Origin of the sequence: Aurantimonas sp. NFXS3 (assembly GCF_049132005.1) — a bacterium.
In the GTDB taxonomy this organism is placed as follows: domain Bacteria; phylum Pseudomonadota; class Alphaproteobacteria; order Rhizobiales; family Rhizobiaceae; genus Aurantimonas; species Aurantimonas coralicida.
On the sequence record NZ_JAGDDZ010000001.1, the window covers coordinates 127,220 to 142,233 of the forward strand.

Annotated in this window: 10 protein-coding genes; all 10 read right to left on the reverse strand. The window is 68.1% G+C overall.

Annotation, left to right across the window (positions count from 1 at the left end; genetic code table 11):
- Positions 1-4: 4 nt before the first annotated feature.
- The 10 genes from J3367_RS00565 to J3367_RS00610 all read right to left on the reverse strand — a co-directional run bounded on the left by J3367_RS00565 (position 5) and on the right by J3367_RS00610 (position 14,971).
- The gene (locus tag J3367_RS00565; RefSeq protein WP_024349241.1) at positions 5-217 is read right to left on the reverse strand and encodes a DUF2093 domain-containing protein; all 213 of its coding nucleotides are present in this window, start codon (positions 215-217) and stop codon (positions 5-7) included.
- Positions 218-314: 97 nt separating this feature from the next.
- The gene (gene mutL / locus J3367_RS00570; protein ID WP_024349240.1) at positions 315-2,183 is read right to left on the reverse strand and encodes a DNA mismatch repair endonuclease MutL; all 1,869 of its coding nucleotides are present in this window, start codon (positions 2,181-2,183) and stop codon (positions 315-317) included.
- Positions 2,184-2,305: 122 nt separating this feature from the next.
- Complete coding sequence (gene glgX, locus J3367_RS00575) at positions 2,306-4,360, reverse strand: glycogen debranching protein GlgX (RefSeq protein ID WP_024349239.1); 2,055 nt, start codon at positions 4,358-4,360, stop codon at positions 2,306-2,308.
- Between the two features lie 13 nt (positions 4,361-4,373).
- Entirely contained in the window at positions 4,374-6,002 is a 1,629-nt protein-coding gene (locus J3367_RS00580) for an alpha-D-glucose phosphate-specific phosphoglucomutase (RefSeq protein ID WP_024349238.1), read from the reverse strand.
- Positions 5,999-7,450 carry a glycogen synthase GlgA gene (gene glgA / locus J3367_RS00585; protein ID WP_024349237.1) on the reverse strand — a complete coding sequence of 484 codons (1,452 nt, stop codon included), beginning with the start codon at positions 7,448-7,450 and terminating at the stop codon, positions 5,999-6,001. The genes J3367_RS00580 and glgA overlap by 4 nt, the downstream gene beginning before the upstream one ends.
- Entirely contained in the window at positions 7,450-8,721 is a 1,272-nt protein-coding gene (gene glgC, locus J3367_RS00590; protein ID WP_009208321.1) for a glucose-1-phosphate adenylyltransferase, read from the reverse strand. The genes glgA and glgC overlap by 1 nt, the downstream gene beginning before the upstream one ends.
- Before the next feature lie 156 nt (positions 8,722-8,877).
- Entirely contained in the window at positions 8,878-11,376 is a 2,499-nt protein-coding gene (locus J3367_RS00595) for a glycogen/starch/alpha-glucan phosphorylase (protein ID WP_155898371.1), read from the reverse strand.
- A complete protein-coding gene (gene pgi / locus J3367_RS00600; RefSeq protein ID WP_081651807.1) occupies positions 11,373-13,025 on the reverse strand; it encodes a glucose-6-phosphate isomerase in 1,653 nt (550 codons plus the stop codon). The genes J3367_RS00595 and pgi overlap by 4 nt, the downstream gene beginning before the upstream one ends.
- A gap of 223 nt (positions 13,026-13,248) precedes the next feature.
- Complete coding sequence (locus J3367_RS00605) at positions 13,249-14,610, reverse strand: NAD-dependent succinate-semialdehyde dehydrogenase (protein ID WP_024349234.1); 1,362 nt, start codon at positions 14,608-14,610, stop codon at positions 13,249-13,251.
- A gap of 136 nt (positions 14,611-14,746) precedes the next feature.
- Positions 14,747-14,971 (reverse strand): hypothetical protein, encoded by a 225-nt coding sequence (locus tag J3367_RS00610; RefSeq protein ID WP_024349233.1) that lies wholly within the window; start codon positions 14,969-14,971, stop codon positions 14,747-14,749.
- Positions 14,972-15,014: the final 43 nt, after the last annotated feature.

Here is a 15,014-nt window from a genome sequence, read left to right on the forward strand (position 1 = left end):
CGTCTCAGCCCTTGCTGGCGACTTCCTTTTCGCGGCGGAACGAGGCCTCGCCGTCGACATAGGCTTCCTGGCGCTCGACGCTCCAGTAGCGCAACAGGTCGAGCGGGATCGCCTCGCCGGTCACGGCGCAGCGCACATAGGCGCCGGGCCGCACGACCTGAAAATCGGGCGTGCCGTAGCGCAGCTTCGCCTCGCCGCCATTCTCCATGCGGTTCATGGATGTCTCCGCTGTCGGTGGACCGGCATTGCCAGCCGGTCGGTCGGCTTCTGACTAACGCCGGGCCGGGGAGCCGTCAAATGGCACCGCCTCGCCTTCAGCGGCGGCCGAACATCTTCTCGATGTCGGCGAGCTTCAGCTCGATGAAGGTCGGCCGGCCGTGATTGCACTGGCCTGAGCCGGGCGTCGCCTCCATGTCGCGCAGGAGCGCGTTCATCTCTTCCGGCTTCATCAGCCGTCCCGAGCGCACCGAGCCGTGGCAGGCGATGGTCGCGGCGACATGGTCAATGCGGCCGCGCACGGCGTCGGCGGTGCCGGCCTCGGCGAGCTCGTCGGCGAGGTCGCGCACCAGACGCTGGCAATCGACGCTGCCGAGGATCGCCGGCGTCTCGCGCACGGCCACCGCGCCGGGACCGAAGCGCTCGATGCCGAGGCCGAGCCGGGCGAAGGTCTCCGCCTGCTCGGCGAGGCGATCGACGTCGTCCTCCGGCAGATCGACGATCTCCGGGATCAGCAGCAGCTGCGAGGCGAGGGGGCGGCCGTGCAGGGCCGTCTTCAACGCCTCGTAGACGAGGCGCTCATGGGCGGCGTGCTGGTCGACGATGACGATGCCGTCCTCGGTCTCGGACACGATGAAGTTGCGGTGGAACTGCGCCTTGGCCGCACCCAGCGGATGGTCGGCCCCGTTCGCCCCGTCCTCGGTGGGCTCGGTGTTGGCGGCAGCGTAGGCGGCGGGCGCCGGCGTGGCGGCGGAGCCGGCGTCAGCTGCGCGGTCGAGGGTCGCGGCATCGGCGCCCATATCGAGGGGCCGGTAGGGCGAGGCCTCGGCGGCATAAGCGGCCTGGCGCGGCGCGGCGAAGCCGCCGGGCGCGAAGCCGTCGAAACGGCGCGGGGCCGGCGTCACCGGTGCCGGCTCGGCGGGGGCGGCGCCCCGGAAGCGGGCCATCAGACCGGAGGCGTTGGTGGTCGCCGAACGCAGGCCGGCCTCGTTGAAGGCCTGGCGCAGCGAGCCGACGATCAGGCCGCGCACCAGCCCTGGATCGCGGAACCGCACATCGGCCTTGGCCGGATGGACATTGACGTCGACGAGGGCCGGGTCGAGGTCGAGAAACAGGACCGCGACGGGATGGCGGTCGCGGGCCAGAACGTCGGCATAGGCGCCGCGCAGGGCCGAATGCAGCGTCTTGTCGCGGACCGGCCGGCCATTGACGTAGAAGAATTGCTGCTGGCCATTGCCGCGATTGTAGGTCGGGATCCCGGCAAAGCCGCGCAGCCGCACGTCCTCGCGCATGGCGTCCACCGGGATGGCATTGTCGGCGAAGTCCTGCGTCAGCACGTCGGCGATGCGCGGCAGCGGTGCGTCGCCGGGCACCGCCTCGAACACCGTCGTCGTGCGGTCGGGGCCGGACAGCTCGAAGCGGACGCCCGGAAAGGCGATGGCGATGCGCCGGACGATCTCGGTGATCGCGCTGGATTCGGCCCGGTCGCTCTTCAGGAATTTCAGCCGGGCGGGCACGGCGTGGAAGAGATCGCGGACCTCGATCACCGTGCCCCGGGACAGGGCGGTGGGGCGCAGCTCGGAGGGGCGGCCCGCCTCGACGCAGATCTCGTAGGCTTCGTCGCTGCCGGCGGCCCGGGACTTCAGGCTGAGCCGGCCGACCGAGCCGATCGAGGGCAGGGCCTCGCCGCGAAAGCCGAGGGTGCCGATAGCGTCGAGGCCGCCGGCGAGCTTGGAGGTGCAATGGCGGCGCACCGCCAGCGGCATCTCGGCGGCCGGAATGCCGCAGCCGTCGTCGCTGATCCGGATGAGATTCTTGCCGCCGCCGGCCGTGGCGATCTCGATGCGCCTTGCGCCGGCATCGAGGGCGTTCTCGACCAGCTCCTTGACGACGCTGGCCGGCCGCTCGACGACTTCGCCGGCAGCGATCTGGTCAATCAGGGCATCGGAGAGCTGCTGGATGGGCATGGGATACGGGCCCGGTTCGCGGTCAAGGGGGCGCGGAGCATCGCCGCGCGCCTGCCGTTCTTACCGGCTCGCCGGGGCCGCAGCAAACCGGTCCGGTGCCACGCCTGTGGACGGCGCGGCGATCAGAGCCGCTCCTCGAGGATGACGAACACCGAACGGGACTGGACGATGAGCCCGTCCGCCGCGTCGATGCGCCGGGGTTCGAGCTGCGGCCAGTCCGACTGGAGATGCAGGCAATAGGCGTGGTCGGGGCGCGGCGGCGGCAGCGTGACCGCGATGTCGGCGTCGCCGGCATTGAGATAGATCACCGCCCGCTCGCTCTCGATGTCGTCTTCGCCGCGCGGCGCATAGACCGACATGCCGAGGAAGCGCCTTTCCGGATCGGACCAGTCGCCGGGCTCCATGGGGGCGCCATCCTCGCGCAGCCAGACGACGTCCTCGACGTCGCCGCCCTCGACCGGGCGGCCGGTGAGGAAGCGGTCGGCGTTGAGGGCCGGATGGGCACGGCGCAGTTGCGACAGCCGGGCGACGAAGGCGGCGAGATCCGTGTCGGCCCGCGCCCAGTCGAGCCAGGTGATCTCGTTGTCCTGGGCATAGCCATTGTTGTTGCCGCCCTGGCTGCGGCCGAATTCGTCGCCGGCCACCAGCATCGGCGTGCCGCGCGCGACCATCAGCGTCGCCAGCATGGCGCGGATGTCCTTGCCGCGCGCGTCGAGGATGGCCGGATCGTCGGTCTCACCCTCGACGCCGTTGTTCCAGGAGTGGTTGTCGTTGTGGCCGTCGCGATTGCCCTCGCAATTGGCCGCGTTGTGCTTCTCGGCATAGGCGGCGATATCGGCCAGCGAGAAGCCGTCATGGGCGGCGATGAAATTGACGCCGCTCGACGGGCGGCGGCCGTCGCGGTCGTAGAGATCGGCCGAGCCGGCGAGGCGCGTCGCCAGCGCCCCGACCATGCCGGCATCGCCGCGCCAGAAGCGGCGGACATCGTCGCGGAACTTGTCCTGCCATTCGAACCAGGGCTTGGGAAACCGGCCGACCTGGTAGCCGCCGGGACCGATGTCCCAGGGTTCGGCGACATGGATGCGGTGCTTCAGGACGGGATCGGCGGCGAGCATGCGGAAGAACGGCGCGTCGGCTGAGAAGCCGTCGTCCAGCCGTCCCATCACCGGGGCGAGATCGTAGCGGAAGCCGTCGAGGCCGGTCGCCTCGACCCAGGTTCGCAGTGCGTCGATGCACAGCCGCGCCACCGGTTCGCGGTGGGTGGCAAGGGTGTTGCCGGTGCCGGTGTCGTTGACGAGCAGGCCCGGCTCGTCCTCGGCGTGGCGGTAGTAGAGGAGATTGTCGAGGCCGCGATAGCAGACCGTCGGCCCGTTCTCGTCGCCCTCGCCGGAATGGTTCAGCACGACGTCGAGCAGCACCTTGATGCCGCGCGCATGGAGCGCATCGACCACCCGGCGGATCTCGGCAAAGCCGCCCGGCGCAAGCCGCGGGTCGGGCGCCATGTGGGTGATCGGATTGTAGCCCCAGGCATTGGTCAGGCCGTGTGCCGAGAGATGGCCCTCGTCGATCCAGGCGGCGAGGGGCATCAGCTCAACGGTCTCGACGCCGAGCTTCTCCATGTGATCGAGGAAGACGGGTTCGGCGAGGGCGGCGACGGTACCGCGGATCTCGGCCGGGACATCCGGATGGCGCTGGGAATAGGCGCGGACCAGCACCTCGTAGGTCAGGCCGGGGGCGGCAAAGGGCAGGGGCGCGGCGCTGCGATCGAGCGCAGTGACGAGCGCCCGCGGCATGTAGGGCGCACTGTCGAGCTGGCGCTCGGGCGGGGCTGCGAGCACCGGATGATAGAGGAAGGGGCGGTCGAGTTGCACCGCATAGGGATCGGCGAGGAGCTTGGACGGGTCGAAGCGATGGCCGTCCTTCGGTCGGTAGGGGCCAAGCGCACGAAGGCCGTAGCGGGCGCCGGCCGCAAGGCCCGGCACGAAGCCGTAGTGCCGGCCGTCCTTTTCGCCGGGCAGGACGAGCCGCGCGGTTTCCCGCGTGCCGGTCGGGTCGAAGAGGCAGAGCTGGATGGCGTCGGCATTCTCGGAGTGGACGGCGAAATGGACGCCGTCGCCGTCGAGCGTCGCGCCGAGCGCGGCGGGCCTGCCGCGCTCGGCCGTGATTGCGTAGGTCATGCCGTCCCTGCGGTCAGGTGATGACGTCCGGCGCCGTGCGGCCGGTGCGCTTGCCGATCTCGCCGATCGCCGAGGCCGTGTCGATGAGCTCGGCCAGCGCCTGTTCGGGGGCAATGTCGTGGCGGGTGCGGTCGGGCTCGTAGCGCTCGATATAGACGCGCAGGGTAGCGCCCTTGGTGCCGGTGCCCGACAGGCGGTAGACGATGCGCGAGCCGCCGGAGAAGACGATCCGCACGCCCTGGCCGGTGGCGACCGAGCCGTCGACCGGGTCCTTGTAGGAAAAATCGTCGGCCTCGGAAACGACAAGCGTGCCGAAGCGCTGGCCGGCCATGGAGGCGAGGCGATCATGCAGCGAGCCCATCAGCCCCTCGGCCGCCTTGGCGTCGACCTCCTCGTAGTCGTGGCGCTGGTAGTAATTGCGCCCGAACTCGGCCCAGTGGCTTTCCAGGATCGCCTGCACGCTCTCGCGGCGCACGGCCAGGATGTTGAGCCACAAGAGCACCGCCCACAGGCCGTCCTTCTCGCGGACATGGTCGGAGCCGGTGCCGGCGCTCTCCTCGCCGCAGATGGTCACCTTGCCGGCATCGAGCAGCGTGCCGAAGAACTTCCAGCCGGTGGGCGTCTCGTACATGCCGATGCCGCGCTTGGCGGCGACCCGGTCGGCGGCCTGGCTGGTCGGCATGGAGCGGGCGATGCCGGCGATACCGTCCGTGTAGGCCGGCGCCAGATGGGCGTTGGCGGCCAAGACCGCCAGCGAATCCGAGGGCGAAACGACGATGCCCTTGCCGACGATCAGGTTGCGGTCACCGTCGCCGTCGGAAGCCGCACCGAAATCCGGTCCGTTGGGCGCCATCAGCTGGTTGATCAGCGTCGCGGCGTGGACCGCGTTGGGATCGGGATGTCCGCCACCGAAATCCTCCAGCGGCTCGCCATTGATCACCGTGCCGAGCGGTGCGCCGAGCCGGTTCTCCAGTATTTCCTTGGCATAGGGGCCGGTCACGGCGTGCATGGCGTCGAAGCGCAGGGTGAAGCCGGAGGCGATGAGGTCGCGGATCTGGCCGAAATCGAACAGCTTTTCCATCAGCGCGGCATAGTCGGCGACCGGGTCGATGACCTCGACCACCATGTCGCCAAGCTTTGTCTCGCCAAGTTCGGCAAGGCTCGGGGCGTCGCCGGACCAGATGCGGTACTGCGACATCGTCCGCGTGCGCTCGAAGATCGCGGAGGTGATCTTCTCCGGCGCCGGACCGCCATTGGCGACATTGTACTTGATGCCGAAATCGCCCTTCGGGCCGCCGGGATTGTGGCTGGCCGACAGGATGATGCCGCCGGCCGCCTTGCGGATGCGGATCAGGTTGGAGGCGGCTGGCGTCGACAGGATGCCGCCGCGGCCGACGACGACGCGGCCATAGCCGTTGCCGGCAGCCATGCGGATCGCGGTCTGGATCACCTCGCGATTGTAGAAGCGGCCGTCGCCGCCGATCACCAGGGTCTCGCCGTCATGGCTGTCGGCGGCGTCGAAGATCGCCTGGATGAAATTCTCGGCGTAATTGGCCTGGCGGAAGTGCGGGACGCTCTTGCGCAGGCCCGAGGTGCCGGGCTTCTGGTCGTTGAAGGGCTTGGTGGCGATCGTCTCGATCATGGCCGCTGGTCTCCGATAAGATCGCGGAAGAGTTGGGCGTAGTGCCCGGCGCTGCTGCGCCAGGATACGTCGGATTGCATCGCGCTGAGCTGTAGCTGGCGCCAGGCGGCCGGGTCGGCATACAGCCGCTGCATCCGGTCGACGGCGTCGATGAGGTCGTCGCGCGTGGGCGGCGCGAAGATGAAGCCGGTGGCAACGCCGGCGGTGATGGCGGCGTGGTTGGCGTCGATCACCGTGTCGGCGAGGCCGCCGACCTTGGCGACCACCGGAATGCAGCCATAGCGCAGGCCGTAGAGCTGGGTGAGGCCGCAGGGCTCGAAGCGCGACGGCACGAGGATCGCGTCGGCGCCGGCCTGGACCCGGTGGGACAAGGCCTCGTCATAGCCGATGCGCACGCCGATCTTGTTCGGATGCCGGGTATGGGCGGCCTGGAAACTGCCCTCGATCATCGGCTCGCCGGAGCCGACCACGACCATGCGCACGCCGCGTTCGACAAGGTCGTCGCAGGCGTCGGCGACGAGGTCGAGGCCCTTCTGCCAGGTCAGGCGGCTGACCACGGCGACGATCGGGCCGTCCTCATGGGCGAGGCCGAACTCGGTCTCCAGCGCCCGCTTGTTGCGCTGGCGCGCCTTGGGCGAGCGGGCGCTGTAATGATGCGGGATGTCGGGATCGGTCTTGGGGTTCCAGACCTCGGTGTCGATGCCGTTGACGATGCCGACCAGCCGCTCGCCGCGCCCGCGCAACAGGCCGTCGAGCCCCATGCCGCCGCCCGGCGTCAGGATCTCCTCGGCATAGGTCGGGCTGACGGTGGTGACCGCGTCGGCAGCGTGCAGGCCGCCCTTCAGATAGCCGACATTGCCGTAATATTCGACGCCCTCGATCGACCAGGCGGATGGCGGCAGGCCAAGGCGCGGGAAGATCTGATAGGGGAAATTGCCCTGGAAGGCGAGGTTGTGGATGGTCACCACGGTGCGCGGCCGCGGCTTGCCGGACACCGCCAGATAGACCGGCGTCAGCGCCGCCTGCCAGTCATGGGCATGGACGATCGCCGGTGCGAAGCCCGGGATCGCACCCTGGCCGATCTCGGCGCCGGCCTTCGACAGCGCCGCGAAGCGGGCCCAGTTGTCGGCGTGGTCGTGGCCGGCGCTCGACACATAGGGACCGCCGGTCCGGTCGAAGAGATGCGGCGCGTCGAGGACGAGAAGGTCGAGCCCGCCGGCGGTCGCCGCAAGGACGCGCGCCGGCCCGCCGAAGAGATCGTCGAAACGGCAGGCGATGTCGGCGTTGTCGATCTGCCGCATGACATCGGGATAGCCCGGCATCAGCGTGCGCACGGCAAAGTCGTGGGCCGCCAGCGAGGCGGGAAGCGCCCCCGCCACGTCCGCCAGCCCGCCGGTCTTGATCAGCGGGAAGACTTCCGAGGCGACGGAGAGCACGCCGGTGGTCATCAGTAGGTGAGCCTGTCGATCATCGGCTTGGTGACGAGGCAAATGCCGTTCGCCGTGCGGCGGAACCGCTTGGCGTCGAGCTCGGGATCCTCGCCGATCACCAGGCCGTCGGGGATTTCCACGCCGCGGTCGAGCACCGCCCTGGTGATGCGGGCGTGGCGGCCGATACGGCACTGGGGCAACACGACCGCGTGGTCGAGCATGGAATAGGAGCGCTGGCGCACCCCGGTGAACAGCAGCGAGCGGTGCAGCTGACCGCCGGAGATGATGCAGTCGCCCGAGACCAGCGAGGAGATCGCCGAGCCCCGGCGGCCGTCCTCGTCATGGACGAACTTGGCCGGCGGCACCACGTCGGCATAGGTCCAGATCGGCCAGTCGCGGTCGTAGATGTCGAGCGGCGGGATGATGTCGGTCAGGTCGATATTGGCCTGCCAGTAGGCGTCTACCGTGCCGACGTCGCGCCAGTAGGCCTCGTCGTCCGGCTCGTTCTCCGAGCGCACCACCGACAGGTTGAAGCGATGGGCGACGGCGCGGCCGTGCTTGACGATATGCGGGATGATGTTCTTGCCGAAGTCGCGGCTCGATCCGGGATCGGCGGCGTCGCGGCGCAGCTGGTCCATCAGGAAGTTGGTCTCGAAGACATAGATGCCCATCGAGGCCAGCGCCGTGTCGGGACGGCCCGGAATGGCGGGGGGATCGGCCGGCTTCTCGACGAAATCGGTGATGTTGTAGTTCTCGTCGACATGCATGACGCCGAAGGCGACAGCCTCCATGCGCGGCACTTCGAGGCAGCCGACCGTCACGTCCGCACCCGAATCCACATGCTGCTGGAGCATGATCTCGTAGTCCATCTTGTAGACGTGGTCGCCGGCCAGGATGACGATGTAGCGCGGCGCGTAGGATTCGATGATGTCGATATTCTGGTACACGGCGTCGGCGGTGCCGGCGTACCACTGGTCCTCGGACACGCGCTGGCTGGCGGGCAGGATGTCGAAGCTCTCGTTGCGGCCCGGCCGCAGGAAGTTCCAGCCGTTCTGCAGGTGCCGGATCAGGCTGTGGGCCTTGTACTGGGTGGCGACGCCGATGCGGCGGATACCGGAATTGATGGCGTTGGAGAGCGCGAAGTCGATGATCCGCGTCTTGCCGCCGAAGAAGACGGCCGGCTTGGCGCGGCTGTCGGTCATCTCCATCAGCCGACTGCCGCGTCCGCCGGCCAGTACGTAGGCCATCGTCTCGCGGGCCAGCGGTCCGGCGCGTCTGTTCTCTGCCATGAACTCCTCCCTGGATCATCCATGGGGCAGACGGCTCTCCGGATGGCCGGCTGACTGGCCCGGCACCCGATCGTTCTTCCCCCACGCATGTCGAACATAGCGCAGACGCGGCCCGACGCCATGCCGGATCGCGATCAATCGCCTCAGCTATGGGAATCAGGCGTCCGGACCGGCCTTCCAGATGTCGCGGGCATATTCGCGGATCGAACGGTCGGAGGAGAACCAGCCCATGCGCGCGGTGTTGCGCACGGCCTTGGCCTGCCACTCGTCCTGGTCCTGCCAGAGCACGTCCAGACGGCGCTGGGTGTCCCAATAGGCCTGGAAGTCGGCGCAGGTCATCCACCAGTCGTTGTTGTAGAGGTTCGAGACCAGGTTGTGGTAGCGCGCCGGGTCCTCCGGCGAGAAGACGCCCGAGGAGATGGCGTCCAGCGCCTCGCGCAGCAGCGGAAGCTCGGCGATGATCGAGCGGCCGCTATGGGCCTCGCGCCGCCGCTGGGCGACTTCCTCGGCGGTCAGGCCGAAGATGAAGATGTTGTCCTCGCCGACATGCTCCAGCATCTCGACATTGGCGCCGTCGAGGGTGCCGATGGTCAGCGCGCCGTTCATGGCGAACTTCATGTTGCCGGTGCCGGACGCCTCGAGGCCGGCTGTCGAGATCTGCTCCGACAGGTCGGCCGCCGGCATGATGATCTCGGCGAGGCTGACATTGTAGTTCGGGATGAACACCACCTTCAGGAGGTCGCGGACCGCCGGATCGCTGTTGATCGTGCGGGCGACGTCGTTGGCGAGGTGGATGATCTCCTTGGCCTGGGCGTAGCTCGGCGCCGCCTTGCCGGCGAAGATCTTGACGCGGGGCGACCAGTCGCGCTCGGGATGCGAGCGGATCTGGTCGTAGAGGGCGATCGCCTCGATGATGTTCAGGAACTGGCGCTTGTATTCGTGGATGCGCTTGACCTGGATGTCGAAGATCGCGCCCGGATCGACCTGCGTCGCCATGCGCTCGCCGATGAGGTTGGAGAGCTGCTCCTTGTTGCGGCGCTTGACCGCCGCGAAGCGCTCGCGGAAGGCGGCATCGTCGGCCAGCGGATCGAGATCGGCTATCTTCTCGATATCGTCGAGGAAGGCCGGGCCGATCGCATCGGTCACGAGTTCGGTGAGGCCGGGGTTGGCCTGCATGATCCAGCGGCGCGGGGTCACGCCATTGGTCTTGTTCTCGATGCGGTCGGGATAGAGCAGGTGGAGATGGTGGAACACCGTCTCCTTCATCAGTTCGGTGTGCAGGGCCGAGACGCCGTTGACGGCATGGCTGCCGACGAAGGCGAGCTGGCCCATGCGCACGCGCCGGCCATTGCCCTCGTCGATCAGCGAGATCGCGGCGATCCGGGAGTCGTCGAAGCCCTTTTCCTGCGCCGCCTCGCGGATGACGCCGGCATTGATGGCGTAGATGATCTGCATCTGGCGCGGCAGGAGCCGCTCGAACAGATGGATCGGCCAGTGCTCCAGCGCCTCGGGCAGCAGCGTGTGGTTGGTATAGGAGAAGGTGTTGCGGGTGATCTCCCAGGCCTCGGCCCATTCATGGCCGTGCACGTCGATCAGGAGCCGCATCAGCTCGGCGACCGAGACCGCCGGATGGGTGTCGTTGAGCTGGATCGAGAACTTGTCGGCGAGGTTCGACAGATTCTCGTTGGCGTGGAGATGGCGCCGGATGATGTCCTGCAGCGAGGCGGAGGAGAAGAAATACTCCTGCCGCAGGCGCAGTTCCTGGCCAGCCTGGTGGGAGTCGGCCGGATAGAGGATGCGGGTGATCGCCTCGGCCTTGTTGGATTCGACCAGGGCGCCGATGTGATCGCCGGAATTGAAGGCGTCGAGCAGGATCGGGTCGAGCGGCTGGGCGCTCCACAGGCGCAGCGTGTTCACGCGGCGTCCGCGCCAGCCGACGATCGGCGTGTCGTAGGCGACGGCGAGAACGCGCTCGGCCGGGCGCCAGACCTGCCGGGCCGGGCGGCCGGGCTCCTGGATGGTGGTGACCTTGCCGCCGAAGCCGATCTCGTAGGCGAGTTCGCGGCGCTCGAACTCCCAGGGATTGCCATGGGCGAGCCAGGTTTCGGGCAACTCCACCTGCGCACCGTCGGCGATTTCCTGGCGGAAGAAGCCGTGGACGTAGCGGATGCCGTAGCCGAAGCCGGGAATGTCGGTGGAGGCCATCGACTCCATGAAGCAGGCGGCGAGGCGGCCGAGGCCGCCATTGCCGAGCGCGGCGTCGGGCTCCAGCAGTTCGACGAGATCGAGATCGACGCCGTAGCGCGACAGCGCCTCGCGGATCGGCTCGGTCAGGTTGAGATTGTTGATCGCATCGCGCAGCAGGCGGCCGATCAGGAATTCCATCGACAGGTAGCAGACGCGCTTCTCGCCGCTGGTCTTGGCGCGCTGGGAGGATTCCATCCACTGGTCGATGATCCGGTCGCGGATGACCAGTGTCGTCGCTTCGAGCCAGTCGTAGCGCCGCGCCTCGGCCGGGGTCTTGCCGACGGCGTAGGTCAGCTTCTCGACGATCTGCCGGGCCAGCGTCTCCGGGTCGTTCTTGCGGGGTGCAGGTGTCGGGGCACCGGTTCCGTCCAGGGCGGAATCGACCTCGTTCGTCATGTCGGCCATCATGACCCCCTCAGTTTGTGGATTGCTGCAACGAGACCGGCGGTGGAGCTGTCGCGCCCCTCTGCCGAGGTCTCGCCGGTGATGACGGGAACCAGCCGGTTGGCCAGTTCCTTGCCGAGTTCGACGCCCCATTGATCGAAGGCGTTGATGCCGTAGAGCTGGGCCTCGACGAAGACCCGGTGCTCGTAGAGCGCGATCAGGCGGCCGAGCGTGGCCGGGTCGAGCTGGCGGTAGAGCAGGGTGATCGACGGCCGGTCGCCCGGGAATACGCGATGCGGCGCGATCCGCTCGGCCTGCTCGGGCTCCATGCCGCCGTCGAGAAGCTGCCGGCGCGCCTCGTCGAGCGTGCGGCCGCGCATCAGCGCCTCGCTCTGGGCCAGGCAATTGGCCAGCAGCAGATCCTGATGGACCCGCATCTCGGCCGGCTCGTGGGCATTGGCGCCGACCAGAAACTCGACGGGAATGATGTCGGTGCCCTGGTGGATGAGCTGGAAGAAGGCGTGCTGGCCGTTGGTGCCGGGCTCGCCCCAGACCACCGGACCGCTCACGGGAACGGTTTCGCCGTCGAGGCCGACGCGCTTGCCGTTCGATTCCATGTCGAGCTGCTGGAGATAGGCGGGGAAGCGCGAGAGCCGCTGGTCGTAGGGGATGACAGCGCGGGTCGGATAGTCGCAGAGCGCCCGGTGCCAATAGCCGACGAGCCCGAGCAGGACCGGCAGGTTCTGGTCCAGCGGCGCAGTGCGGAAATGGGTGTCCATCTCGCGGGCACCGGCGAGGAAGTCGCGGAAGCCAGATGCGCCGATGGCGATCATCAGCGGCAGGCCGATCGCCGACCAGATCGAGTAGCGACCGCCGACCCAGTCCCAGAAGCCGAAGATGCGCTCCGAGGCGATGCCGAAATCGGCGACCTTGTCCAGCGCGGTGGAGACGGCGACGAAATGCTCGCCCACCGCGTCCTCGCCCAGCGCGTCGCTGATCCAGCGGCGCGCAGCGGCGGCGTTGGTCATGGTCTCGATGGTGGTGAAGGTCTTCGACGCGATGATGAAGAGCGTGGAGGCGGGGTCCAGGGTCTTCAGCGTGTCGGCGATATGCGCGCCGTCGACATTGGAGACGAAATGCGTGCGCGGCCCGTCGTGATAGGGCGCCAGCGCCAGGGTCGCCATGGCCGGGCCGAGATCGGAGCCGCCGATGCCGATATTGACCACGTCGGTGATCTGCGTGTCGCGGGCGCCGGTGATGGTGCCGTTGCGCACGCCCTCGGCGAAGGCGCTCATCGCCTTCAGAACGTCCGCCACGGCGCCGCTGACCGGGTTGCCGGCGGCGCGGAAGCCGTCCATCGGCTCGGCGCGCAGCGCCATGTGCAGCACCGAGCGGTCTTCGGTGAAGTTGATCGGCTCGCCGGCGAACATGGCGTCGCGCCGGACCTCGACACCGCGGCTGCGGGCCAATGCGATCAGGGCGTCACGGGTATCGTCGTCGATGGCCGTCTTGGAATAGTCGAGGACGAGATCGCCCAGCGCGGCGGAAAATTCCGAATAGCGGCTCGGATCGTCGGAAAACAGCGAGCGGATGCCGCGATCGGCGGCCTGCCGGGCCATGCCGGTCAGTTCCGCAGCCGCAGGAGGAGCGCCGGAATCGGACGTCTGGCTCATGAATTGCCCTGCCATGATGTGTGATGCGGTCGTCGCAAGAAAGCGCCTGCCTGCGGCCTTTTATGCCGGTTGTGGATAGGAGGCAAACGCCGGGTCGGCGCCGCTCATGGCCTGATGTGCCCTATTATAGGGCACATTTTGGCGATGCTGCAATTCGCGGCGCTCGATTTCGTGAAAGAAGGGCCGGCAGCTGCGAAACCTGCCGACCCCTTCCGCTGTCGTCTCAGTCGATCGTGACGGTCTTCACATTCATGAATTCCAGCATGCCTTCGTGCGCCAGTTCGCGGCCGTAGCCGGAGCGCTTGACGCCGCCGAAGGGCAGGCGCTGGTCGGATGCGGTCATGCGGTTGATGTGGGTGCCGCCCTGGTCGAGCTCGCGGATGAAGCGTTCCTGCTCTGCCGGCTCGGTGGTCCAGGCCGAACCGCCGAGACCGAATTCGGAATCATTGGCGAGGCCGATGGCCTCGTCGATCGACTTGACCTTGAACATGATCGCGCAGGGGCCGAACAGCTCTTCGCGATAGGCCGGCGCGCTCTCCGGCACGTCGGCGAGGATCGACGGCTGGAAGAAATAGCCCGGACCCTCCGGCGCCTTGCCGCCTGTCACGAGCTTGGCTCCGGCGCTGACCGATCTGTCGATCTGGTCCTTCAGGTCGTCGACGCCGGCCTTCATGGCCAGCGGGCCCATGCCGGTGTCGTCGGCCATCGGGTCGCCGAGCTTGATGGCTTCGACGGCCTCGGTGTAGCGGCCGAGATAATCCTCGTAGACGTCCTCATGGACGATGAAGCGCTTGGCGGCGATGCAGCTCTGGCCGTTGTTCTGCATGCGGGCGGTGACGCCCACCTCGACCGCCTTGGCGATGTCGGCGGAGGGCATGACTATGAAGGGGTCGGAGCCGCCAAGTTCGAGCACGGTCTTCTTGATCTCGGAGCCGGCCGTGGACGCGACGGCCGAGCCGGCGCCCTCGCTGCCAGTCAGGGTGGCAGCGCGCACGCGGCTGTCCTTGAGGATCCCCTCGACCTTGGAGGAGGAGATCAGAAGGGTCTGGAAGACGCCCTGCGGCGCGTCGGCGTCGAGGAAGATGCGCTCGATCTCCAGCGCGCACTGGCTGACATTGGAGGCGTGCTTCAGGATGCCGACATTGCCGGCCATGATCGCCGGGGCGGCAAAGCGCATGCACTGCCAGTAGGGGAAGTTCCACGGCATGACCGCCAGAACCGGGCCGATCGGCAGATAGGTCACGAAATTGCGGCCGGCGGGACCGTCCCGCACATCGTCGGCGACGAATTTCTCGGCGTTCTCGGCATAGAAGCGCAGGGCGTTGGCGCATTTGCCGACCTCGGCCTCGGCCTCCTTCAGCCGCTTGCCCATCTCCATGGTGGCGATGCGGGCGAGCTCGGTCTTGCGTTTGTCCATCTGGTCGGCAGCCCGCATCAGGACCTCGGCGCGCCGGGCGAAGGAGGTCTTGCGCCAGTCGCGGAAGGCCAGATCGGCATTGGCGAGGGTGCGCTCGATATCGGCGTCGGTGTGCGCGGCGAATTCCTCAATGGTCTCGCCCGTCGCCGGATTGATGCTCGTGGGCATGGTCTCTCCTGATGGTCACGCGTCGTTTCATGCACCGGTCCGCGCCGTCCGGCCGGGCCGCTTCGCTAGTTAGCACGAAGCCGGCGCCCGGACAGAGGCGCGGATCGGACCGTCGGGCGAAGCCGACGGCGACGGATCAGGTGCGTGCGGCCGACAGCTTCTCGATCGCGGCATCGAGGGACTCGCTGGTGGCCTTCACCTCGGGCACGTTCGGGTCGTTCTTCAGGATCTGCTGCAGCGAGGAGCGCCATTCCGACAGGATGGTTTCCTTCTCGCCGTCGGACAGCCGGTCGTCCTTCAGGACGTCCTCGGGCTTGTCGTACGAGCCATGGGTCGGGTGATCGAATTTCGACGACATCATTGTCGGTCTCCTGCCTGTCGTTTCGGGGCGGGCGCGGCGGGCC

Excerpts from the sequence above, each read along its gene's own strand:
- J3367_RS00595 (WP_155898371.1), bottom strand. The coding sequence starts at position 11,376 with ATGATGGCCGACATGACGAACGAGGTCGATTCCGCCCTGGACGGAACC.
- J3367_RS00605 (WP_024349234.1), bottom strand. The coding sequence starts at position 14,610 with ATGCCCACGAGCATCAATCCGGCGACGGGCGAGACCATTGAGGAATTC.
- glgC (WP_009208321.1), bottom strand. The coding sequence starts at position 8,721 with ATGGCAGAGAACAGACGCGCCGGACCGCTGGCCCGCGAGACGATGGCC.
- glgA (WP_024349237.1), bottom strand. The coding sequence starts at position 7,450 with ATGACCACCGGCGTGCTCTCCGTCGCCTCGGAAGTCTTCCCGCTGATC.
- J3367_RS00610 (WP_024349233.1), bottom strand. The coding sequence starts at position 14,971 with ATGATGTCGTCGAAATTCGATCACCCGACCCATGGCTCGTACGACAAG.
- J3367_RS00565 (WP_024349241.1), bottom strand. The coding sequence starts at position 217 with ATGAACCGCATGGAGAATGGCGGCGAGGCGAAGCTGCGCTACGGCACG.
- glgX (WP_024349239.1), bottom strand. The coding sequence starts at position 4,360 with ATGACCTACGCAATCACGGCCGAGCGCGGCAGGCCCGCCGCGCTCGGC.
- mutL (WP_024349240.1), bottom strand. The coding sequence starts at position 2,183 with ATGCCCATCCAGCAGCTCTCCGATGCCCTGATTGACCAGATCGCTGCC.
- J3367_RS00580 (WP_024349238.1), bottom strand. The coding sequence starts at position 6,002 with ATGATCGAGACGATCGCCACCAAGCCCTTCAACGACCAGAAGCCCGGC.
- pgi (WP_081651807.1), bottom strand. The coding sequence starts at position 13,025 with ATGAGCCAGACGTCCGATTCCGGCGCTCCTCCTGCGGCTGCGGAACTG.